The following is a 22,644-nucleotide window of genomic DNA, read 5'->3' as shown; positions in this document are numbered from 1 at the left end:
GATTAAAGGTGAAAAATGCCAAAAAAGTGGCAATTATTGGGGTGTTTGCTGCGCTTTCATTTGTTGTGATGTATATAGAATTTCCCATATTTCCAGCTGTAAATTTTCTAAAATACGATCCAAGTGATATACTTGCATTATTAGTTTCTTTTATATATTCCCCAACAGTAGGATTAATAGTACTTGCAATAAAGGATATATTATTTTTCATATTTAAATCAGGAGATATAGTAGGGATTGCAATGAACTTTGCTGCAGGTGCACTTTTTATAGTCCCAACAGCCATGATATATGCAAATAAGGGGAGAGTTAGAGAAATACTAGGGTATATAGTTGGTATAACAGCTGCAACGGGTGGTATGGCACTTCTAAACATAGTAGTTGTACCATATTATTGGAAAATTTCTTTATCTGATGTTTTTAAATTATTACCATGGATAATAGGATTTAACGCAATAAAGTTTTTCATAGACTCGGTCGTAAACGCAATAATACACAAAAAAGTTAAAGGAATATTAGAACCTGACGAAAATATAAGGAGGGAGGAATAACAATGGCAAGACCTTTGCCTATACAGAAAACAACACTTTTAAAGAAAGAAGAAGTCAAGAGAGATTGGTATGTAATAGATGCCGAAGGACAAACACTTGGAAGACTTGCAACAAGAATTGCACTAGTTTTAATGGGAAAAAACAAACCAAATTGGACTCCTCATGTAGATTGCGGAAATTTTGTAGTTGTTGTTAATGCTGATAAAATAAAACTTACAGGTAAAAAATGGACTCAAAAGAAATATTACAGACATACAGGATATCCTGGTGGTATTAAGGAGTTTACCGCAAGGCAACTTTTACAAAGAAACCCAGAAAAATTAATTCAACTTGCGGTTAAGAGAATGCTCCCAAAAACAATTCTAGGTAGAAGAGCACTAAAAAGACTTAAAATTTATGCAGGTTCAGAGCATCCACATCAAGCTCAAAAGCCAGTCGAATTGAGTTTTTAATAAGGAGGGGAAAGGAAGATGGCTGAATACTACATGGGAACCGGTAGAAGAAAAACATCAGTTGCAAGGGTATATTTAAAAGAGGGAAATGGAAAAGTAATAGTTAATGATAAAGAGTACGAAGATCTAAATGGTTATCTCGAAAACTCCGTCTGGACCCTTCATGCAATGGAACCTTTAAAAGTGACTGGTCTAGAAGGTTCCTTTGATATGTTAATTAGAGTAAATGGTGGAGGAAAGTCAGGTCAGGCAGGAGCAATTAGATTGGGAATTGCAAGAGCACTCTTACAATACAATCCAGATTTAAGACCTACATTAAAAGAAAAAGGTCTTCTAACCAGAGACCCGAGAATGGTAGAAAGGAAAAAATACGGTCTTAGAAAAGCAAGACGCGCTCCACAATTCTCCAAACGTTAATATTCCCACATTTTCCTTTGTGGCAGCTTTTTGCTGCCACGTTTGTTGTTTTAAATAAAGAGGTGGTTTATGTACTCCAAGCAAATTATTGAGGAAATCAAATCAAAAATTGATATCGTTGAACTTATCTCAAGATATGTTAGCCTACAAAAAGTAGGAAATAATTATCGTGGGCTCTGTCCTTTCCATACCGAAACCACACCATCATTTTATGTAAACCCATCCTTTCGGACGTTCCACTGCTTTGGTTGCGGTGCGTCAGGGGATGTGTTTAGCTTCTTGGAAAAAATAGAAAATATATCCTTTAGCGAGGCACTTCAAAAACTAGCAAAAGAAGCAAATGTAAAAATAGACGTTAAAACTTCTACTTTTCAACAATTATACTACAAGTTCTATTCACTTGTACATCAAGAGTATAAAAATCAATTAAAAATAAGTCCCATTGCACTAGATTATCTTAAAAATAGAGGGTTTTCAAATGAGGAAATACTAGAATACGAATTTGGATTTTCTCCTTTAAATTCCTCCATACCATTAAAGATATCACAACAATTGGGGATAAAAATTTTGAGAAAATTTGGATTCACCTCAAAGGATCTATTTGAAGGAAGATTAATTATCCCTATTAAAGATGAATACGGTAAAACAATTGCATTTGGCGGCCGATTATTGGGCGAAGGTCAACCTAAATATTTAAATTCATTTGATACAGATTTATTCAAAAAATCAAAGACTTTATTCTTATTAGATAGGGCAAAGGAAAAAATCAAAAATGCAGATTTTGCAATTGTATGTGAAGGATATTTCGATGCACTTGCGTTTCATAGAGCAGAGCTTAAAAATTCCATTGCAACACTCGGCACTGCCTTTACAAAATTTCACGCATATAAACTAAAAAAACTCACACAAAATGTAGTACTTTCTTTTGACACGGACAAAGCCGGCATAAAGGCTACTTTGCAAAGCATAAAAATCCTTCTTACTATGAACTTTAACGTAATGGTGGCAAATAAATCTTCAAAAAAAGATCCCGATGAAATATTTAAATCGACCGGAAAAGATGGTCTTTATAATTTTATAAAAGAATCTATCCCAGCAGAAAAATTTATTCCCATTGCACTAAGTAAAAATTACAACCTTGAAAATCCAAACGCAATTTCACTATTTATCAGTGAAATAAGAAATTGGGAGGTTATTTTTGAGAAATTTCCAAAAAAACTAGAAATATTCAAAGATACAGTAAAAGAAATATCCGGAAGCAACATCTTTACAAGAAGAATAATCCAAAAAAATTCAAACCTCCCAACATTAGATGATATGATAATCTATCTCATAATAAACTATCCAGATATAAAATTGGATTTAAACCCAAAAATATTAAGTAAACGTTCACAGGAAATTTTAAAATATTTAAAAAACTTTTCCTTTGAAAACATGTCTAAAGATTTGCAAGAATATGTAAAAGACGTATTGAAAAAAATGGAAAATGTGGAAATTACCGAAGAATTTATTAAAAACATAAGAAAACAAATCAAAAGAAAAAATATTGAAAAAAGAATAGAGGAAATAGATCAATATATAAAGAACGCAAGTGATGATGAAAAAAGAATTCTTCTACAAACAAGAATAGAGCTTATTCGAAAGCTCAAAAATATTTAGGAGGTGATCTCCTGATGGCAAGAAGCAAAAAGTTTTCCGTGGATAAACAAATAGAAAAACTAGTAAAAATCGGAAAAGAAAAAGGTTTCGTAACATACGATGATATTGATAAAACATTTCCACCTGATAAAACCGACGATTTTGATGGAAACATTTTAGAAAAAGTCTACGAAGAATTAGAAAAAAATAACATCTTAATAACCGAAACAAATCCTCATGAACAAATAGATGAAGTTTCATTAGATGATTTTCTAGAAGAATCCCCAAAATTTTACGATAACATGGCAACTAAGGATTTGATAAAAATGTACTTGAAAGACATAGGAAAAATACCGCTTCTCAGTCAATCAATGGAAAGAGAACTTGCAAGACGCGCCCAACAAGGTGATGAAAGAGCCAAGCAAAAATTAGTTGAATCAAACTTAAGATTAGTTGTAAGTATTGCAAAAAGATACATAGGAAAAGGATTGTCATTTCTTGACTTAATCCAAGAAGGAAATGTGGGGTTATTAAAAGCAGTAGAAAAATTCGACTGGAGAAAAGGATACAAATTTTCAACATATGCTACATGGTGGATTAGACAAGCTATAACAAGGGCTATAGCAGATCAAGCGAGAACTATTAGAGTCCCTGTCCACATGGTTGAAACTATAAACAAAGTACAAAAGATAATGAGAGATTATTATCAAAAACACGGAACTGAAATGCCTCTAGAAGAAATCGCAAAAGAAATTGGAAAACCCGTTGAAAAAGTAGAAGAAATACTCCAAGCTGCTAAAGAAACAACCTCACTTGAAGCTCCTGTTGGAGAAGATGAGGATTCTACTGTAGGTGATTTTGTTGCAGACGAAAGTATAGCTTCCCCCAGAAAAGAGGCTATGAGAATGCTTATTAGAGAAGAAGTGGAAAAAGTATTAGAAACATTAAATGATAGGGAAAAATTGGTCTTAAAGATGCGATATGGTTTAATTGATGGAAAATCAAAAACCCTTGAAGAAGTGGGACAATACTTTAACGTGACACGTGAAAGAATTAGACAAATAGAAGTCAAGGCGCTTAGAAAATTAAGGCATCCATCTAGAAGCAGATATTTAAAACTTTTATTTAAAATGTCTGATGAATCATAGGTGAAAGCAATGTTTAAAATACCATTTCGAAATGTAATTAAAAATTGGAAAAAATCCCTTTTGGTAATTCTCGGGAGTATGATTGCAACTATGTTAGTGGTGGGAGCATTATCACTAAATGACTCTGTAAATAATTGGTTTGCAAACAAAATTAAAAACAATTTTGGAAATATAGACATAGTGGCAAAGGACAAAAGTGATACATTTTTCTTTCCAAAAACACTCAATACCACAAAGATATCTAAGTATCTTGACGAACTTAAAGAGAAAGGAAAAATAAAAGACTACACATTCGTTAATCTTATATCCACTAGAATACAATTTGATGAAAAATTTATAGATGTATTCGCAATAGGATACGATAAAAATTTTTTTAATTTTTCCAAAAAAATTGTCAATGGAGTAATAATATCAAAAGACCTAGCAGAAACTTTAAACGTAAAAAAAGGTGATAAAATAAATTTAATCACCCTTAACGGAAAAAAAGTTGTGGAAATAAACGAAATAGGAGCTGAAGAATTTAATTTTAGAGGCGAAACTGGTATGACAAATGGGAGCATATTTCTCCCTAGAGACCTTATGTTAAACCTCAAAATTTACACGTATAAGGAACCAAATACAGTATTTATTTCTTTAAAAAGTCCTATAAAAAATCATCTTAAAATTTCAGCAGAAATATCAAAACTTACAAATCTTAGAACTACTCCTACTAAGTATAATTTAAGGTATTCTCCTCTTAATAAAGTTATTGGCTATTTATTTTTAGGATTTAGTGGCTTTGCACTTTTAAGTAGTTTTTTATTTGTTTCAAACTTTTTTGGTGTACTAGCCGAAGACAGAAGAAAGGTATTTGGTACTCTAAGAACTTTGGGAATTTCCAAATACAAAATTGGAGGATTGTTGTTTTTAGAAGGAGCTATATATATAATTTTCTCGTCTTTAATAGGGGCTACTTTGGGAATACTTCTTGGAAAATACTTATTAAGCTTAGTAAATAAAGCACCGGAAATATTATCATCTAATACTATGATTCCAGAAAAGATAACTTTCTTTATAACTACAAAAACCATATTATTGGGAATATTAGTTTCTATAGTTGTACCATTATTACTACTTATCCTTCGTTCAATTTCTTTTTCAAAATTACCTCCTGTTGTATTACTTTCCAATACAGAAATTTTACCAAAGAAAAAATACTTGTATTTCCTTTTATTTGTGGGACTTTTAACTATTTTAAATTTCAACAGATTTTACTTTTTAATATTCTTAATTTTAACACTCCCAATATTCATTAAAAAAAACTATATCCTGGTAATTTCTGGAGTTTCTGCTATATTATTGACACTCCCTCAAATAGGAACTGGGGTTAATTGGGACTATTTAATACGTTCTATCATATTTTTAATTGCAAGTATATATCTAGTTTTTTCGATTTTAGATATATTAAAGAACATCTTAAAAAAATTTCACAGCATAACATCTATACTTTCAATTTCATACATTGAAAAACAAAAATTAAGAAATTACGTTGTTTTCCTTGTCTATGCAATCATTACACTCGTAATCATACTAACCGCTATTATACCAACAAGCATTTTTAAACATATCAACCAGAAGCTAAACACTGGTATACTAGGACACAATTTTATTATAATCGAAAATCCATTAAAAAGTTTCCTTAGCTTTTCAAATTATGATGAAGAATTTAAATCTATGTTTAAAAATATCTCAAAAATACAACTTGTCAACGCAAGGAAAAATGGAAAACATCTGGTAGTAATACTAGCATCAGAAGGTATATGTAAAAGCTTAAAAATAAAAGGAAAAGATATCCCAAAATTAAAGTTAAAAGATGGATTAGGAAATAAAAACATACTTAAAAATGGAACAAATACCATTCTTCTAACAGGTATACTACCTGGTATAAGTGCAAGATTTAATGAAACATTTAACGTAGTTGATACATATGATCCAAAAGAACTACTTGTACCACTTGATGCAATATTTGTTTACGACAAAAAGATTTCCGGAGCACTTACGGGATATGCAGGCGTAATAAAAGAAAAATTTGCTGAAAAGGCAAAGAAAATTGTATACGAAAAATTTGATTCTCCTTTGTACATAACAGAAGAATTAAACAAGATATTTTCCGGTATAAAGTATTTTGTTAATATAGCAATTCAACTCTTCTACTTTGGATTTATTAGTGGTTTTTCCGGACTAACCATACTAAGTTTAAAAAATGTACATGAAAGAAGAAGGATAATCGGTGCACTAAAGGCAATAGGTGTAAATAAAAAAATCATATTCAAATCCTTCTTGACGGAAACCTTTTTGATAGTCACAATAGCAATCATCACGGCAATATTTACAAATATTTTTATAACGCTTGATATTTTTAAAATGATATCTTCTGAAATACCTAATTTCAAAATAACAATTCCTTGGAAACAAATTTCGCTAATACTACTGGGTGTTTACCTTGTTACAGCTATATTTACCATATATCCTGCAAATCTTGCCCAAAAAATCAAAGCATCAGAAGCAATTAGGGTTTTCGATTAATGAAACACATTTTTTACATTTCTAAAATTGACACATTAAAAACAAAAGTGTAAAATATAGTTTGTGTTAGAGTAGAAAATATATAAAGATAAAATAAAAGAAAGGGGAGAATGAAAATGGCAAGATGTCAAATTTGCGGCAAAGGACCCGTTACCGGTAAGAACGTTTCGCACTCAAACAGAAAAACAAATAGATGGTTTAGACCTAACTTACAAAAAGTAAGAGTAATAACAGATGAAGGAAAAGTAAAGAGAATGTGGGTATGTACGAGCTGTTTAAGCGCGGGAAAAGTTAGAAGGTACGTTAGCAAAAGCGTGGAGGCGTAATAAGCGGGTGTTCCCCGCTTTGTTTTTATGTATAAAATATTGGTAATTTTATTTTTTTTATCTTCACACTACCCTTTATACTACATATTAAAATTCCCCATTTCTTTTCCAGTTTTTGCGATCACTTTCTCCTCATACTTTGCTCTAACTTCCCTCTTTTTGGAAGCCGTTACTTTTTCCGTTAATCTCAATAGAGATTTCATTGAAATTAGTTCTCTCTTTTACAAAAGATTCATTTCTATATCAAAAATCGAATATTTTCGTTATTCTATATTTTGTGTTAAAATAAGGTCTGAAGGTAAAACTTATGCTTTTCCACCAATGGGGGGATATTTACGGAAAGTAGAAGAACTTTTGCCGAAATAAATCTTAAAAATTATATCCATAACCTAAAACACTTTGAAAAAGAATGTGCTCCTGCAAAAATAATGCCTGTAGTAAAAGCTGACGGATATGGCCATGGTGCTGTTTTCCTTGCAAAGGCAGCAGAAAAAATTGGAATTGACTATTTTGCCGTGGCTTTTTTAGAAGAGGCATTAACATTAAGAGAAAATGGAATTAAAGCAAATATACTTGTATTTAACTACATAGATAAAGATTTTGTTGAAATTGCCGTAAAAAACAATATAACTATTACAATGTTTTCTTGGGAACAACTTCAATTATACAAAAACTTAAAAAGAAAACCAAAAGTTCACATAAATATCAATACCGGAATGAATAGGCTAGGAATTAATCCAAACGAAGCTAAAAACTTTTTCAAGGCACTTATTAAAAATAATTTTGAAGTTGAAGGTGCATATACTCACTTTGCCGTGGCAGATTCCAAAGATAAAGAAGATATAGAATTTACAAAAAAACAATATAGATTATTTGCCAATACAAATTTAGATGTTAAAATCAAACACGTAAACAATAGTGCAGGTGCAATCTCAAAACTAGTGCCCATGGAAAACTATATAAGAGTTGGAATTGCAAGTTACGGTCTTATGCCAAGTTTACAAGTAACAGATGAAAATCTCAAACCTGTACTTTCATGGAAAAGTGTGGTTTCTCACGTAAAATATATTGAAAAAGGAGAAACAATAAGTTACGGTAGAACATTTAAAGCACCAAAAAAAATGAAAATTGCAACAATTCCCGTTGGATATGCAGATGGATATTGGAGACATTTATCAAACAAAGGAGAGGTTTTGATAAACGGAAAAAGAAGAAAAATCTTGGGAAGGGTTTGCATGGATCAATTTGTAGTAGAAGTAGATGATGATGTAAAAATAGGTGATGAAGTAGTACTAATAGGTATACAAGGAAAAGAAAAAATAAGTGCAGAAGAAATTGCAGAAAAAGTGGGAACAATAAATTACGAAGTAACATGCAGGATATCTAGTAGAGTTCCAAAAATATACAAAGGGGTGGAACTTTGAAATTACCCAAAGAATTGATTGAGAAATTCAAGGAACCTTTCATATCTGAACTCGAAAATTATATCAACTCAGATGTTGAATTAATTGTAAAAGTAAAGAGCAAAAGACTCCTGGAAAATAAAAATGGTGAAAAATATTTGCTAATAACTTTTGAAGATAAAACTGGTATTTTAAGGGCTATTGATTGGTTTAACGCAGAAAAAAACAACTTAAAAGTGGATGTTGGCAATGTGGTAAGGGTAAACGGCAAAATTGTTTTATACGATGGAAGACTTCAATTAAATATTCCTCAAGACTCGAATTTAATTGTATTAAATAAAAATGAATATTCGTATGAAAGGTTCGTATCTAAATCAAAAATTCCAGTAGATAAAATTATAAGCAAGCTCTTTGAAATTATCGAATCTATAAGAAATAAAGAATTAAAACAACTTTTAGAGGAAATATTTAAAAATGACAAAGAGATTTTTAACAAATTTAAAAATTCACCGGCGGGATTAAAAGTACACCACAACTATATTGGAGGTCTTGCCGAACATTCCATAACAGTGGCAAAAATGTGTGATAATGTAGCAAAGATATATCCATGGCTTGACAGAGACCTTTTAATAACCGGTGCACTTTTACACGATATAGGAAAAATTTACGATTATGAGATTAATTCAAAGGGTATAGAAATTACCCAAACAGGTGAATTAATAGGTCATATTGTTATGGGATATGAAATAGTTAACGAAAAAATAAAAAAATTAAACCTAAGAGGAATCTCGGAAAAACTCCTCCATATGATCCTTTCACATCACGGAGAATTGGAATGGGGATCCCCCATTCTTCCAAAAACGCCGGAAGCTTTTGTATTACACATGATTGAAAATTTAGACTCCAAATTAAATAGAATCCAAAATATAAAAGAAAAAGAATTAGAAACAAACCCAAATAAAAAATGGAGCGATTTTGATCCGAACTTAGGAAGAAGATTATTATTAAAACACACTGAGAGGGGATAACGTGGGAAAGAAAAAAAAGGTAATCATAGTAGAATCACCTGCTAAAGCAAAAACTATCGAAAAAATACTTGGGGAAGATTACAAAGTTATTTCATCAAAAGGACATGTTAGGGACTTACCACAAAAGAAATTTGGAGTAAATCTCGAAAATTTCGAACCTGAATTTGAAATAATCCCTGGCAAAGAAAAGGTTGTTGAACAGATACAAAAAGAAGTAAAAGGAAAAGAAGTTTTAATAGCCTCAGATATGGATAGGGAAGGTGAAGCTATTGCATGGCACCTTTCCAATATATTAAACCTTTCTGGAAAAAATCGGATAATATTTACCGAAATTACACCAAATACTATTAAAAAATCCGTACAATCTCCCAGAGAGATAGATATAAAAAAAGTAAACGCACAACTTGCAAGAAGGATTTTAGACAGAATAGTTGGTTACAAAATAAGTCCTCTACTATGGAAAATTATAAAAGGTGCTATGAGTGCCGGAAGAGTTCAATCTGCAGCCTTAAAAATAATTTGCGATAGAGAAAGAGAAAGATTCGTTTTTAAACCAAAAGAGTTTTACAAGGTCTCCATTGAAGTAAAAAAAACTAAAGCAAGCTTGTGGAGTATCTCTGGAAAAAAGATAAAACAAGAAAATGTAACGGAAAAAATAGCAAATGATATAAAAGAAAATGTTAAAGAAGTAATTTTAAAAGATATTATAGAAAAAGAACGAAAAAAAACACCTCCCTCACCATATATAACAAGTACACTTCAACAAGATGCAGCAACAAGGCTGGGGTTCCCTGTATCTAAAACCATGAAAATAGCACAATCACTATATGAAGGTGTAAATACAAAAGATGGTCAACATATTGCCTTTATTACTTATATGAGAACAGACTCTACACGCGTTTCTGAAGAGGCAAAAAACATGGCAACAGATTTCATTGAAAAGAAATTTGGAAATGAATATCAAGGCGGGAAAAAAACAAAAAAACAGAAAAAGAAAGTTCAGGATGCACATGAATGTATAAGACCTGTAAACATAGAAATAACTCCGGAAATTGCCAAAAATTTATTAAATCAAGATGAATACAAGTTATATAAAATTATATGGGAAAGATTTCTTGCTTCGCAAATGAAACACGCAATTTATAAAGACAAAACTTATATATTTCAAAGTGAAAAATACGAATTTAGAACCACAATATCTCACCGTATATTTGATGGATTTGAAATAATTTACAATACAAAGGAAAAAAAAGAAAATGAATTAAATCTTAAAGTAGGAAAAACATATAACGTTTCAAAGGTAAACACCGAAAAAGACATGACAAAACCTCCTTCGAGGTTTACAGAAGCAACACTTGTAAAAAAATTAGAGGCAGAAGGAATAGGAAGACCAAGTACTTATGCAACGATAATCTCCACTCTTTTGCAAAGAAAATACGTAATAAAGGAAAAGAAAGAACTTCTTCCGACACTTCTTGGCTTTGTAGTAGAAGACTTTTTAACAAAAAAATTCCCAGAAATAGTAGACAAAAATTTTACCGCAACAATGGAAGCAGAACTGGATAAAATAGAGACTGGTGAAAAGCAGTGGAAAAACGTACTTAACGAATTTTATTCAGATTTTTCAAAGTACCTTTCAAAAGCACAAAAAGAATTTTACACCGTAAACTACGAAACTGATTTAAAATGCGAAGACTGTGAAGATACTTATAAACTGAAAATAGGAAAATTTGGCCTGTATTTAAATTGTGAATCATGCAAAAAAAATAAAAGTATTGATAACACAATAAATGCAGTAATAATAGAAAATAAAGCCTATATTAACAAAGCAATTGAGAACCACATCTCTATAACAGTTTCTGAAAACGCATGTCCAAAATGCGGTGGTAATCTTACAAGAAAAAAAGGAAAATTTGGTTATTACTTTAAATGTGATTCTTGTGATTTCACTATATCTGGTTATAAAATTGCAAGTGGAAAATGTCCCAAATGCAACTCAATAGTAGTAATGAAAAGAAGCAAAAATGGAAAAACATATTGGGCATGCGCAAACCCAGACTGCGATTATATGTCATGGAATGAACCCAAATGAGGTGATCATTTGTTAAAACTATTCATGACCTTTGCAAAAATTGGATTTTTAGCATTTGGTGGTGGATGGTCAATAATAGGAATCATTCAAAATACCGTTTTGTCTAACAATTGGCTTACTCCACAACAATTCAAAGAAATATTATCAGTGGCCCAAATGACCCCGGGCCCTGTTTTTTTGAACCTTGCAACATATTTGGGACTTAAAATGTATGGTATAAAGGGGGCTATATTAAATTCCTTTTCAGTCCTTGTTGCACCTATTACTTTTACCACTATATTTTTCCTAATTAGAAATAAAGTTTCCAACAAGCTTATAAATGCTTTAAAATTTGGAGTAATTTTTCTAATAATTCTTACCATTCAATCTCTTGCTTTGCGTATTGATAATGCCTTTCAAATAATACTGATATTGTTGGCTTTTATACTATTTACGAAAACAAAAATTGATCCAATATACATTATACTTCTATCTGGAATAATTGGCTATTTTCTTTTTTGATTTTCCAACAACTCATCTGCAGGCACATCCTTTAGTTCTCTTGCCGGAACTCCTGCATAAACTTTTTTAGAAGGTATATCTTTTGTAACAACTGCACCTGCAGCTACCAATGCATCTTCATCAATTACTATTCCTGGAAGAATTGTAGCGTTTGCACCAATTCTCGCACCTTTTTTTAGAGTAGGACCTTTAAAGTATTTTTTTCTCTCTTCTGTCCTTCCTAAAAAGTTATCGTTTGTAAACGTTACTTCAGGAGCAATAAAACAAAAATCTTCAATATTTGAAATTGCAGTTATGTACGCCTCTGTTTCAATTTTTACATACTTTCCTATTTGTGTTTTATTTTCTACCGTTACCCCTCTACCAATGATAGTATACTCTCCTATTTTCACATCTTCGCGTATACTTGCAAGATCACCTACAAAAACAAAATCACTTAAAATTGCACCTCTATAGATTACGCATAACGCCCCTATTGTAACAAATTTTCCAATAACAAGTGATGGTAATTCTTTTTCTTCCGTTGTTGCAGATGTTTTAGCTTTAAATGGCTTCTTTCCAAGGACTGTGTTATCACCAATAACAGAACCTTCCCTTATGATAGTTCCCTCTCTAATAACTACGTTGTGACCTATTTGCACATTGTTCTCGATAATGACACCATCTTCAATTACCACATTGTGCCCCAATTTAACATTTTTTCCTATTTTTGCCTTATCTGAAATATACAAATCTTCACTTCCTTTCTAATTTGCCACATCTCTTTTTCAATTTCTCATATTCTAATTTTAACTTCTCGTATTCTTCCTTTGGAACAAAACCTGCAGAACTTATAACACTTAATATATCCGCTTTTAATTTATCATTGAATTCGTTGAAATGCTTAATAACCGAATTTCCTATGTCCTTTGCCATTTCAGAGGTTAAAACACCTTGGTCAACAAGATCCAACAAAATTTCAACAAATTCATCGGAACTTCCATTAAAAAATCTTATAAAAGCATGTATCAATTTTTCAACAATCTCCCTTTTTAACCCACCAAATACTTTTCCCTTAATTCTTGCTTTTAAAGAAATTTCCTGGGTAATGTCATTACCCAGGCTATCTACAACCTTTATAACTTCACCATTTCTAACAAAATTAGCAATATCATCCAATGTAATAAATTGCTTATCTAAGGTATCGTATAACTTCCTATTTTTATATTTTTTTATTAACCTCAATGTTCCCTCCATAGTAAACCCAAGAAACCGCAGGTTTTATATTTCTGACTTTAGTCCAACCATTACTAAAGTTATATCCTTGTTCCATTTACTTCTTAAGAAAACACCTGTATAATCATCAAAGTTGTAGCCCAATTCGTATAACACATCAAAATCCTCTAAATTATATTTTACCATACCTTTTACATTAAAGTTATCTTTTGAGTAATTGCCATATATTCCCACTAAAAAACTATCGTATTTAAGGTCTACTAACTTAATATACCCATCAACACCTACTAATCCATTACTACCTATTTGATATTCAACTCCTGAAACGTTTTCTAACACGCTTGGTACTTTTTCCTCAATTTTTACATCTCCAACACCTAAAACAGATATTTCAAAATCTGAAACACTTCCAGATTCAAAACCTAAATAGTTATGTACCAAAAATGAAGTCTTTGGGACCTGATAGACTAAACTATTTGAAATTGTAAAAACAAAAGGTCTTTTAACAACTAACCCTTCTTCTGAAATTTTATCTACTACAAAATAATCTGCTCCTTTGTATGTAAGGTATAGAGAATAATCCACACCAAACATATTACCAAACCAACCCATTCCATACGATAACATGGGCTTTAATCCATCTAAAACGGGAGTTGAAGGTGTGTTCAACAAGGCTAAAATTAGTGAATCGTCTGGTAAGTCTGTTTTAACTGTATACGTATAAGTTGCAGGTCTTTCAAATTGGACAAAATTTGAAAAAACATTTAACTTTATACTTCCAAAATCAGTATTATACATATACCTTGCACCTATTGTTGGAAGTTTTTCACTTTCAAAAAATTTTCCAACTTTGTCATAAACTTTGAAAATCTCTGAATCAGGCAATCTCTCAATAAATTTTCCAACCCTTATATCACCAAATTTTGTATAAGCTTCCGCATATGCCTCTTTTAAAGTGGTTAAAGTTAATGGTACAGGATATAAAATTGAATAGAAATCCCCTTCAAAATAAATATAAGAACTATCATAAACCTGATCAAAAATAAGTGCTGATTTTGTATAAAAAGTCCTATCAAACTTTGTATCACTACTAAATGTTAATGGAAAATACATTTTATACTGCCCTATATCAACTAAATTTGTATCAAGATAAAGATAACCACTTTCCAAGTTCAAAGTAAATGAAAATGCGTAAACAAACAAAATTGATAAGAATAATACCGATAATTTTTTCATAAACCACACCTCCTTAATACCTTAAAATGGGTTTTGATATAGTAACCGGTGAAAAGAACCTTTCTGGAATACCTATATCAAACTCTACATCTTTAAGGATAATTTCTGTTACCGTATTTTCTTTTAAATTTCTTGCAACAATACTTGTTGGGACGTTATAACCATCTATGTTTTGAATTTTTTCAAACGTTATAGTTTTATACTTTTCACCTTGCCAGTTGAAAAATTCTATGTAAACTGGTAAAAGTAGTTTTTTATCAATTCTCATATTTAATTCTTTAAAATCAAGCTCTGAATCGTTATGTGTTATATATAAATAATAGTAATTTTCATCTTCTTTAGTTAACTCTGCGTTATAATTTTTATCACTTACCTTATAAACAAGCTCAATATCTTTGTAGGTAAAATCTGAACCTGCAAACCTATCGTTCTTTGCTGCACCACTTATACGTTTTGTAGTTCTAAATGCCGGCATGTACAAATATATATTGTCAGAACCTTTTACCAATAACGTTAAATTTCTATCAGATGCAGGTTTTTTAAATCTAATTATCGCGTATACAACATCTTCACTTTTTTTGTACATGTAAATGGTAAATTCTTTTTGTTGTACATTTCCCTTCTCATCCGTCATCTTTAATTCAAATAGTGCCTTCTCGTCTTTTACATTTTGATAACTATCCTTTACCTTATCCAAAACCTCCTGGCCTGTTATAGAAAATGCAAAAATAACAAATAATAGCGAAAACACCGTCAAAAACTTTTTCATGCCTTTCTACCTCCTTTTATCGAAAATGCCGCAGATAAGAATAATATCGTCAAAATCGCACTTAAAATCAAAGTAATACCCGTCAAAAGACCAAATTGTCTTAACATCTTAATATCCGAAAATACAAATGTGAAAAATCCAAATGAAACAGCCAATGCGTTAAATATTATTCCCCTCCCTGTTGTGAATATAGTCTTTACAACAGCCTCTTTTTTATTACCCAACCTTTCACTTTCGATCTTGTACCTGGAAATAAAATGAATAGCATAGTCTACCCCCGCACCTATTGCAATAGCAGCAATAGAAATTGTTGCAGTATTAAGCGGTATGTTCAACATACCCATAAGCACAAAGTTGAAAAAGACGGTAAAAATCGACGGAATTATTCCTATTATTCCTACTGCAAAAGACTTCATTTGTAAAAGCAAAAGTACAAAAACCACAAATAAAGTCAAAAACATGGATTGATACTGATTCTTAAACAACAAATCACTCACGTACAACGCTATTTCTTGTGCACCTGTGTGTATTGCACTATAACTTGGCTTTAAACTTGGAATATATATATCTTTTTCGGATACTATCTTTAAATATTGTTCGGTATTTTCGTTATATGGAATTCCTAATTTCCTTGCAAAATAACTTGCCTTCCATTTTTTTACAGGCAAATAAAGTTCGTTGTATAATAGATAGCCAAAATCAGAATCAAATTCTTCTTCTTCAAACTTCTTCATACTTAAAAGCTGATTTACAACCTTTTCTTTATCTTCTACACTTTCTCCTAATAATTTTTCTACATCATCAATTGCTTTTAAAATTTCATCTCTATGTAATCTTGCAATCTCAGAAAATGGCATATTCTTCACTAAATTATATGTTTTCTCAAGTTTTTTAACATCTACATTAAGTACTTTTGCATAGTATTTAAAATCAGGAGTATGAGAAACTTCAAAACCCTTGGGTACACTTTTTAAAATTTTTTCTATATTATTTATCAATTTTCTTGTTTTGCTTTCACTATCAACTTTGACTGTTACTTGTATGATCCCCCTATTTAGTTGTTTGTTAACGACAGAATAAATTGTTTCATTTCCTTGGAGAAAAAACCACAAGTTTGATAACTCGTCTTTTGAGAACGGTATAGAATAAAATCCAGTAAATGCCCTACTTAAATCCAACAAAGTATCAACAATAGAAAATGTATTTACAACTCCATCTAACTTATTTAACCTTCTTTCTATCTCATCCATTGCAATTAAAACAGCGGGATCTTTAAAATCTCCCTTCACATCTATGAATAAATAATCAGAGCCTCCAAAATTCGTTTCAATAAAACGTTTATCTACAATAATTCTCTCGTTATCATTTATAGAATTAACAATATCCATATCTGTTTTTATATTAAAAATAAATGGAATCGTTGCAATAACAAGGATAATCAAAACAGTTAGTGTTAGTTTGGGCTTTAAAACCAACCTTGAATGTTTCTTTTCATCCACATGAAAAACTGTAGGCGGATTTATGTAATACAACATCGCTGGAACAAAAAATAGCGCTATAAAGTTACACAACATAACTCCAATACTAGAGAAAATCCCCATTATCCAAACAGGTTTTATATCAGCAGTAAGTAATGACAAAAATCCCACTGCGGTTGTAAGACCACTTAATAAGACAGCAATACCCACATCTCTTAACGTGTAAATTACCCTTTCTTTCTTATTTCCCTTTTCTTCATAGTACTTATTCACAACGTGTATAGAATAAGCCGTACCAATAGATATCAAAGCAACAGGTATAATGGAATTTGCTATTGTAATGTCGAATCCAAAAACTACTATTAATCCCATAGTCCAAATAACACTAATAATTACTCCTAAAATTGGCAAAAAAGCACCTGTAAATCTTCTAAATGTAACTGTCAAAATTACAACCACTATTAAAAGCGATATGGGAACAAGTTTCATTAGATTTCTAAAAGTTATCTCTTTAACAGCCTGATTCACAGCAGAAACTCCGTAAAAATGAACGCCTTTGTAATAGTTCTTTTCTACTAAATCTTTTAACGCTTCAAATGCTTCAGATTCCTTCCCACTTTCAAGAGAAACTAACATCAATCCAGATTTCCCATTGTCAGAAATAAACTTGCTCCTTAGCGTTTTATATTTCAAAAGAGACGTTGGTTCTACCTCTCCCGATTTGAGCATTTCAGAAACTGTAGAAACCTCAATACCATTTTCCGTGTTTACAACAAGTGGGATATTTGTTATCGAAGTAACATGTTCTACTCCTTCCAACTTTTCAACCTTGGTAGTTAATTCATCAATCTTTCTTAAATCTTCTGAATTTCCAATTTCAAATCCCACCATGACCATGGAATTAATGTTAAATTCTTTTGCAAGAGATTCATACTTTTGCACTAAAGGATCATCTTTTGGTGGATATTTTGTAATGTCATCCCTTATCTTTAAGTCTTTAATTTGAAACAGGAAAAAAGCCGTAAGTACAAAAGTAACAATAATTATCAAAAGCACATTCTTCTGAACAAATCTCCCCAACCTTTCCAAAACAACACCTCCTTTATTCTGCATTGCATAATATAATCTACCACTTATTTGTTACGACAAACACGCAAAAAATGTTAAAATTATGCGACGCATAAAAATAAATCAACTCATGTTCTAAAGTTATTTTGTTTAATTAATATTTGATATAAAATATATTTTTTCTAATTACGTAATAAATTCAATTAATAATTGATCTACACAAACTTATACAACATATTTAATATATAATATATGTAAATGCAATTATATATTTACTTATGAATAATACTAAATTAACTTATGTTTGTTAAAATTAAAATGAGACCAACCAAACTATTCCTTTCTTTCCTGAAAACATACCAATTTTTTACAAAGGAGGGATATTATGCCTGTAAAGTATATTATTGACATTTCAAAAGTCGACCAGCTTACAGATAAAGAAAAAAAAGAATTGAAAAGAGTAACGGAAAAATACAAATTCCGAACTAATGATTATTATTTAAATCTCATAAATTGGGAAGATCCAAATGATCCTATAAGAAAACTTATAATCCCTCAAATAAGTGAACTTGAAGAATGGGGGAGACTAGATGCTTCAAATGAAAAAAGCTATACAATAAGCAAAGGACTACAACACAAATACAGAGATACCGCTCTTTTGTTGGTAAACGATGTATGTGGGGGCTTTTGTAGATTTTGCTTTAGAAAAAGATTATTTATTAACATCGGTGAAGAAGTTGCAAGAGATGTAACAGAAGATTTAGAATACATAAAATCACATAAAGAAATTACAAACGTACTTCTTACTGGAGGAGATCCTCTATTACTTTCCACCAAAAAATTAGAAAAAATAATTTCTCGAATTAGAGAAATAGAACACGTAAAAATCATAAGGATAGGTTCTAAAATGGTTGCTTTCAATCCGTATAGGATAATAGAAGATCCTGAATTAATTGAGCTTATCAAAAAATATTCAACTGATGAAAAGAAAATATACATAATGACACAATTCAACCACCCAAGAGAATTAACAGAACCAGCTATTAAAGCCGTTAATATGCTTTTAAAAGCTGGTGCAATTCTTGCAAACCAAACACCTTTAATCAAAGGTGTAAATGCTGACTGGAAAACCCTAATGGAACTATTCCAAAAATTATCATTTATCGGAATACCACCATATTACGTCTTTCAAGGAAGACCGGTATCCGGTAATAAACCTTTTGCAGTACCAGTTGAAGAAGGATATCAAATATTCTTAAAAGCAATAATGAACGTATCTGGACTTGCAAAAAGAGCAAGGTTTGTTATGTCACATGAAACCGGAAAGATAGAAGTTTCAGCACTTACAGATGAACATATAATATTCAGATATCAAAGGGCTCACAATCCAAAGGATGCTGGGAAAATTATGGTTTTCAAAAGAAATCCAAATGCATACTGGTTTGATGACTACAAAGAACTTGTAACTGAATATATCGTTGAAAATCCCATATATTAAAACAAGCAACCTTTAAAGGTTGCTTGTTTTTTTATATACACCATTTGGAGATATAATATTATATAGAAAAAATTAAAAATCTGGAGTGTGCAAAAATGAACTACGCAATAAGTATTGATTGCGGCACTCAAAGTTTGAGAGCACTTTTATTTGATGAAAATGGAAAACTCCATGATATTGAAAAAATAACATACGTCCCATATTTTTCTACAAAACCGGGTTTAGCGGAACAAGATGTAGAAATTTATTGGAATGCTCTTTCAAGTTCTGTAAAAAGATTAAAAGAGCGAAATAAAGGAAAATTCTCAAAAGTTCTAGGTATAAGCATAACAACCCAAAGGGATACTATTGTTTTTGTAGATAAAGAAGGAAAGCCCCTTAGACCAGCAATTATATGGCTTGATCAAAGAAAAGCATCGCAGAAAAATGTGCTAAATTTTATTGAAAATATAGGATTTTCAATTATACGCATGAAAAAAACAGCATTGAGAATTTATAGAAGAAGTAGACCAAATTGGGTAATGGAAAATGAACCAGATGTTTGGAAAAAAACTCATAAAATTCTACTATTATCAGGATATCTCTTGTACAAACTAACGGGAAAATTTATCGATTCAAAAGCATCTCAAATTGGACATATACCATTTGACTATAAAAAACAAGATTGGCCTAAAAGTGACAAAAATTGGCGTTGGCGGTTGTTTGGATTCACAAGAGAACAACTTCCAAAATTAGTTGACCCATGTATCTCCATTGGAAAAATATCAAAAAAAGTTTCACAAGAAATAGGTCTTCCAGAAGGAATAGATATAATAACCTCTGGTTCAGATAAAGGCTGTGAAACTTTGGGAACAGGTTGTATAACAGAAAATTGTGCAAGTCTAAGCTTTGGGACAACTGCAACGGTTCAAGTCACATCTAAAAAATACTTTGAACCTATACCATTTATTCCTCCGTATCCGGCAGTTATCCCAAACATGTACAACCCAGAAATAGAAATATTCAGGGGATATTGGCTAATAAAGTGGTTTATAAGAGAATTTGGAGAAAAAGAAATATCACTCGCAGAAAAATTACAAGTAGCCCCCGAAGTAATATTAAACAAATTTCTTGATAATATTCCTCCAGGATCACACGGACTTATTCTACATCCCATGTGGACTCCAGGGCTTGATATGCCAAATGCAAAGGGAGCAATAATTGGTTTTGGAGATATACATACAAAAGGACATATTTATAGAGCGATAATAGAGGGAATAAATTATGCGCTCCGTGATGGATTAGAAAGGATTGAAAAGAAGGGAAAAATTAAAATAAATAGATTAACAGTTTCAGGTGGTGGTGCACAAAGTAATCGCATCTGTCAAATAACTGCAAATATGTTCAACCTTCCCGTATATAAAACAGAAACACATGAAACCTCTGGCCTTGGAGCAGCAATATGTGTATTTGCCGCGTTTTCAGATATAAAAACTGTAGTAAAAAAAATGGTACATTACTCAAATATATTTCAACCCAACGAAAGAGAAGTAGAAATATACGAAAAACTATATAATAAAGTGTATAAAAAGGTATATTCTTCCCTTAAAAATGTATACAAAGATATTAAGAAAATAACAAACTATCCTGAAGACTAAATAAACAATTGGGAGAAGTAATTCTCCCAATTGTAAAAATTTCACTTTATACTATCATTCTTCAAGTAATTAACTATGTTAATAGCAAGTTTTGCATCATCTCCATAATCCCAACCATTGTGTAAAATATCATTTCTATCACCGGTACCATCATCAAAAGGTGAGCTATCACCAATTGCCACTACTTTTCCTTTTCCAAAAGTTGAAACAACTAAAAACGGCTTTTTAAATCTATCTGCTATTAAAACCTTTACCTTATCTGATAAAATTTTTATCGTACTTCCTGCCCATACACCTACTTTTTCTACACCACTTGTTATATAATGTTCATATATATATCTTAAAGGTTCTTCTTGGATATTATCTTCTGAAAATACAAAACCAAACTTTTTAACAAATTGATTAAATATTTTTGGAGAATCCCAACCATTATGGTTTCTATCTGATCCACCATGGTCAGCTATAAGGAATAATCCTCCACCATTTTCCACAAATTTTACAATTGCCTGTATTTCTGTCTTATCAAATGGTTTGTTAGGTTCTGGAATTACAAGTACCTTGTATAAGCTTAAAAGTTCAAAGGAAAGTTTTTCCTTTGTACCTTTTACATACCCATCTATAGAGTTTGCAAAATTAGAATATGCCCCATTAATTACCCAATCGGCATTCCCCGCTTGTTGACCATGTCCTTCATCGAATAAAACTCTATTTTCAAAAATATCTTTTTTTGAATCAATCGATAATATTTTTGACCCCATTTTATTTCCATTAATATCTCTTATAAATCTTATCATTATCTTTTCAGGTTTTTCAACACCAGCATCCAAAATTATTACTCTGTTGTTAAAGAACATTTCATGTCCTTTAATTTCAACATTTGAAATTCTAACAGTTTTATTATCATTCACACTTGTTGGATCTACAGGTTCATTAAAAACCACATAAACTTTGTTATTCTTCAAAAATACGGATTCTACCTCTGGTGGAAAAACATCCCCAGCCTCTATATCTTTCATTCCCCTTGGCCAAAGCTCAAAAAATGCTTGATATCTTCCAAGTACACCTTTCACCTTCATTTTCATTCCAACTCTAAAATACGAAGTCAATATTCCTGTGTTTTCCCTTATAAAGACCATACCCTTTCCACTACCATCATCAATGTATATCTTTCGCGTATCCCCTTTTTCAATACTCACAACTTTTCCTTCAACTTCAACGAATAGCCCTTGAAGTGATTCATCGTTAATATCAACAGTTTTTATTTTTAATGGCTCTGGCAATTCATTATCACTTGAAATCACCTTAACGCCATTTTTACTCACTACTATCTCCCGATTTAATCTATGTGTCCACAAATAACCTTTAACCTCAACTAAATCCCCACGCTTAACTTTCTCAAAATACCCACCTTTAAAATACACATTAATACCCGCGCTCTCATCTTGAACAAATATGATATTAACATCAAATGGGCCTGGTTCTACTGTTACAATTCCCCTAATCAAAACATCTGTCCCATCTGGTAATTTCTTTGCATCTGAAATACTCATGGAAATGGAAATTAAAGAAATTATCAAAAACATCCACACTATGGACTTTTTCATGTTTTCACCTCCTAATTA

The 22,644-nt window shown here is 31.2% G+C and carries 20 protein-coding genes; 13 read left to right on the top strand and 7 right to left on the bottom strand.

Features of this window, described 5'->3' with window-relative positions:
- The first annotated feature begins 8 nt into the window (after nucleotides 1–8).
- The 7 genes from AS157_RS05755 (at nucleotide 9) to rpmB (ending at nucleotide 7,097) form a co-directional block, all read left to right on the top strand.
- Nucleotides 9–551 (top strand): ECF transporter S component, encoded by a 543-nt coding sequence (locus AS157_RS05755; RefSeq protein ID WP_075666067.1) that lies wholly within the window; start codon nucleotides 9–11, stop codon nucleotides 549–551.
- Between the two features lie 2 nt (nucleotides 552–553).
- Nucleotides 554–1,003, top strand: a complete 450-nt coding sequence (gene rplM / locus AS157_RS05750) for a 50S ribosomal protein L13 (RefSeq protein WP_075666066.1) — start codon at nucleotides 554–556, stop codon at nucleotides 1,001–1,003.
- An 18-nt stretch (nucleotides 1,004–1,021) separates the two neighbouring features.
- On the top strand, nucleotides 1,022–1,420 hold the full coding sequence (gene rpsI, locus AS157_RS05745) for a 30S ribosomal protein S9 (protein WP_075666065.1): 399 nt from the start codon (nucleotides 1,022–1,024) through the stop codon (nucleotides 1,418–1,420).
- 69 nt (nucleotides 1,421–1,489) lie between these two features.
- The gene (gene dnaG / locus AS157_RS05740; protein ID WP_077289477.1) at nucleotides 1,490–3,079 is read left to right on the top strand and encodes a DNA primase; all 1,590 of its coding nucleotides are present in this window, start codon (nucleotides 1,490–1,492) and stop codon (nucleotides 3,077–3,079) included.
- 14 nt (nucleotides 3,080–3,093) lie between these two features.
- A complete protein-coding gene (rpoD, locus tag AS157_RS05735) occupies nucleotides 3,094–4,206 on the top strand; it encodes an RNA polymerase sigma factor RpoD (RefSeq protein WP_075666063.1) in 1,113 nt (370 codons plus the stop codon).
- Between the two features lie 78 nt (nucleotides 4,207–4,284).
- On the top strand, nucleotides 4,285–6,771 hold the full coding sequence (locus tag AS157_RS05730; protein WP_231450348.1) for an ABC transporter permease: 2,487 nt from the start codon (nucleotides 4,285–4,287) through the stop codon (nucleotides 6,769–6,771).
- Nucleotides 6,772–6,887: 116 nt separating this feature from the next.
- A complete protein-coding gene (gene rpmB / locus AS157_RS05725) occupies nucleotides 6,888–7,097 on the top strand; it encodes a 50S ribosomal protein L28 (protein ID WP_077289476.1) in 210 nt (69 codons plus the stop codon).
- 80 nt (nucleotides 7,098–7,177) lie between these two features.
- Here rpmB and AS157_RS09600 read toward each other — a convergent pair whose 3' ends face one another.
- On the bottom strand, nucleotides 7,178–7,300 hold the full coding sequence (locus AS157_RS09600) for a hypothetical protein (RefSeq protein WP_255373658.1): 123 nt from the start codon (nucleotides 7,298–7,300) through the stop codon (nucleotides 7,178–7,180).
- Between the two features lie 126 nt (nucleotides 7,301–7,426).
- On the opposite strand from AS157_RS09600, the gene alr reads away from it, so the two are divergent.
- Genes alr through AS157_RS05705 form a run of 4 tightly spaced genes read left to right on the top strand, consistent with a single transcriptional unit; the run spans nucleotide 7,427 to nucleotide 12,121 of the window.
- Entirely contained in the window at nucleotides 7,427–8,521 is a 1,095-nt protein-coding gene (alr, locus tag AS157_RS05720; protein WP_077289475.1) for an alanine racemase, read from the top strand.
- On the top strand, nucleotides 8,518–9,528 hold the full coding sequence (locus AS157_RS05715; protein ID WP_077289474.1) for a 3'-5' exoribonuclease YhaM family protein: 1,011 nt from the start codon (nucleotides 8,518–8,520) through the stop codon (nucleotides 9,526–9,528). Before alr ends, AS157_RS05715 begins: the two co-directional genes overlap by 4 nt.
- A gap of 1 nt (nucleotide 9,529) precedes the next feature.
- Complete coding sequence (topA, locus tag AS157_RS05710) at nucleotides 9,530–11,620, top strand: type I DNA topoisomerase (protein ID WP_077289473.1); 2,091 nt, start codon at nucleotides 9,530–9,532, stop codon at nucleotides 11,618–11,620.
- A gap of 9 nt (nucleotides 11,621–11,629) precedes the next feature.
- Complete coding sequence (locus AS157_RS05705) at nucleotides 11,630–12,121, top strand: chromate transporter (RefSeq protein ID WP_077289472.1); 492 nt, start codon at nucleotides 11,630–11,632, stop codon at nucleotides 12,119–12,121.
- Here the strand turns inward: AS157_RS05705 and AS157_RS05700 are convergent.
- From AS157_RS05700 to AS157_RS05680, 5 genes are read right to left on the bottom strand one after another with little or no spacing between them, the layout of a single operon-like run.
- The gene (locus tag AS157_RS05700; RefSeq protein WP_077289471.1) at nucleotides 12,106–12,852 is read right to left on the bottom strand and encodes an acyltransferase; all 747 of its coding nucleotides are present in this window, start codon (nucleotides 12,850–12,852) and stop codon (nucleotides 12,106–12,108) included. The two genes, AS157_RS05705 and AS157_RS05700, sit on opposite strands and share 16 nt — an antisense overlap.
- A gap of 4 nt (nucleotides 12,853–12,856) precedes the next feature.
- Entirely contained in the window at nucleotides 12,857–13,345 is a 489-nt protein-coding gene (locus AS157_RS05695; protein ID WP_075666055.1) for a polyhydroxyalkanoate synthesis regulator DNA-binding domain-containing protein, read from the bottom strand.
- A gap of 36 nt (nucleotides 13,346–13,381) precedes the next feature.
- Nucleotides 13,382–14,572 carry a hypothetical protein gene (locus AS157_RS05690; protein WP_077289470.1) on the bottom strand — a complete coding sequence of 397 codons (1,191 nt, stop codon included), beginning with the start codon at nucleotides 14,570–14,572 and terminating at the stop codon, nucleotides 13,382–13,384.
- 13 nt (nucleotides 14,573–14,585) lie between these two features.
- Nucleotides 14,586–15,341 (bottom strand): outer membrane lipoprotein-sorting protein, encoded by a 756-nt coding sequence (locus tag AS157_RS05685; RefSeq protein WP_077289469.1) that lies wholly within the window; start codon nucleotides 15,339–15,341, stop codon nucleotides 14,586–14,588.
- Nucleotides 15,338–17,908, bottom strand: a complete 2,571-nt coding sequence (locus AS157_RS05680) for an efflux RND transporter permease subunit (protein WP_077289468.1) — start codon at nucleotides 17,906–17,908, stop codon at nucleotides 15,338–15,340. Before AS157_RS05680 ends, AS157_RS05685 begins: the two co-directional genes overlap by 4 nt.
- Nucleotides 17,909–18,272: 364 nt before the next feature.
- Between AS157_RS05680 and AS157_RS05675 the strand changes: the two genes are divergently transcribed.
- Together AS157_RS05675 and AS157_RS05670 are read left to right on the top strand one after the other, a co-directional pair.
- On the top strand, nucleotides 18,273–19,385 hold the full coding sequence (locus tag AS157_RS05675) for a KamA family radical SAM protein (RefSeq protein WP_077289467.1): 1,113 nt from the start codon (nucleotides 18,273–18,275) through the stop codon (nucleotides 19,383–19,385).
- 95 nt (nucleotides 19,386–19,480) lie between these two features.
- The gene (locus tag AS157_RS05670) at nucleotides 19,481–21,022 is read left to right on the top strand and encodes an FGGY-family carbohydrate kinase (protein WP_077289466.1); all 1,542 of its coding nucleotides are present in this window, start codon (nucleotides 19,481–19,483) and stop codon (nucleotides 21,020–21,022) included.
- A gap of 41 nt (nucleotides 21,023–21,063) precedes the next feature.
- On the opposite strand, the gene AS157_RS05665 is transcribed toward AS157_RS05670, so the two are convergent.
- A complete protein-coding gene (locus AS157_RS05665) occupies nucleotides 21,064–22,626 on the bottom strand; it encodes a DNA-binding protein (RefSeq protein ID WP_077289465.1) in 1,563 nt (520 codons plus the stop codon).
- Nucleotides 22,627–22,644: the final 18 nt, after the last annotated feature.

The organism is Thermosipho sp. 1244, assembly GCF_018588215.1.
In the GTDB taxonomy this organism is placed as follows: domain Bacteria; phylum Thermotogota; class Thermotogae; order Thermotogales; family Fervidobacteriaceae; genus Thermosipho; species Thermosipho affectus.
The sequence above is the reverse complement of the archived record's forward strand: the minus strand, read 5'-3'. Positions and strand labels throughout refer to the sequence as shown.

Bases quoted from the DNA above. Each gene is read 5' to 3' on its own strand.
- AS157_RS05665 (WP_077289465.1), bottom strand. From the start codon at position 22,626: ATGAAAAAGTCCATAGTGTGGATGTTTTTGATAATTTCTTTAATTTCC.
- AS157_RS05730 (WP_231450348.1), top strand. From the start codon at position 4,285: ATGATTGCAACTATGTTAGTGGTGGGAGCATTATCACTAAATGACTCT.
- AS157_RS05675 (WP_077289467.1), top strand. From the start codon at position 18,273: ATGCCTGTAAAGTATATTATTGACATTTCAAAAGTCGACCAGCTTACA.
- AS157_RS05670 (WP_077289466.1), top strand. From the start codon at position 19,481: ATGAACTACGCAATAAGTATTGATTGCGGCACTCAAAGTTTGAGAGCA.
- rpsI (WP_075666065.1), top strand. From the start codon at position 1,022: ATGGCTGAATACTACATGGGAACCGGTAGAAGAAAAACATCAGTTGCA.
- AS157_RS09600 (WP_255373658.1), bottom strand. From the start codon at position 7,300: ATGAAATCTCTATTGAGATTAACGGAAAAAGTAACGGCTTCCAAAAAG.
- dnaG (WP_077289477.1), top strand. From the start codon at position 1,490: ATGTACTCCAAGCAAATTATTGAGGAAATCAAATCAAAAATTGATATC.
- AS157_RS05690 (WP_077289470.1), bottom strand. From the start codon at position 14,572: ATGAAAAAATTATCGGTATTATTCTTATCAATTTTGTTTGTTTACGCA.
- AS157_RS05685 (WP_077289469.1), bottom strand. From the start codon at position 15,341: ATGAAAAAGTTTTTGACGGTGTTTTCGCTATTATTTGTTATTTTTGCA.
- rpmB (WP_077289476.1), top strand. From the start codon at position 6,888: ATGGCAAGATGTCAAATTTGCGGCAAAGGACCCGTTACCGGTAAGAAC.
- rplM (WP_075666066.1), top strand. From the start codon at position 554: ATGGCAAGACCTTTGCCTATACAGAAAACAACACTTTTAAAGAAAGAA.
- rpoD (WP_075666063.1), top strand. From the start codon at position 3,094: ATGGCAAGAAGCAAAAAGTTTTCCGTGGATAAACAAATAGAAAAACTA.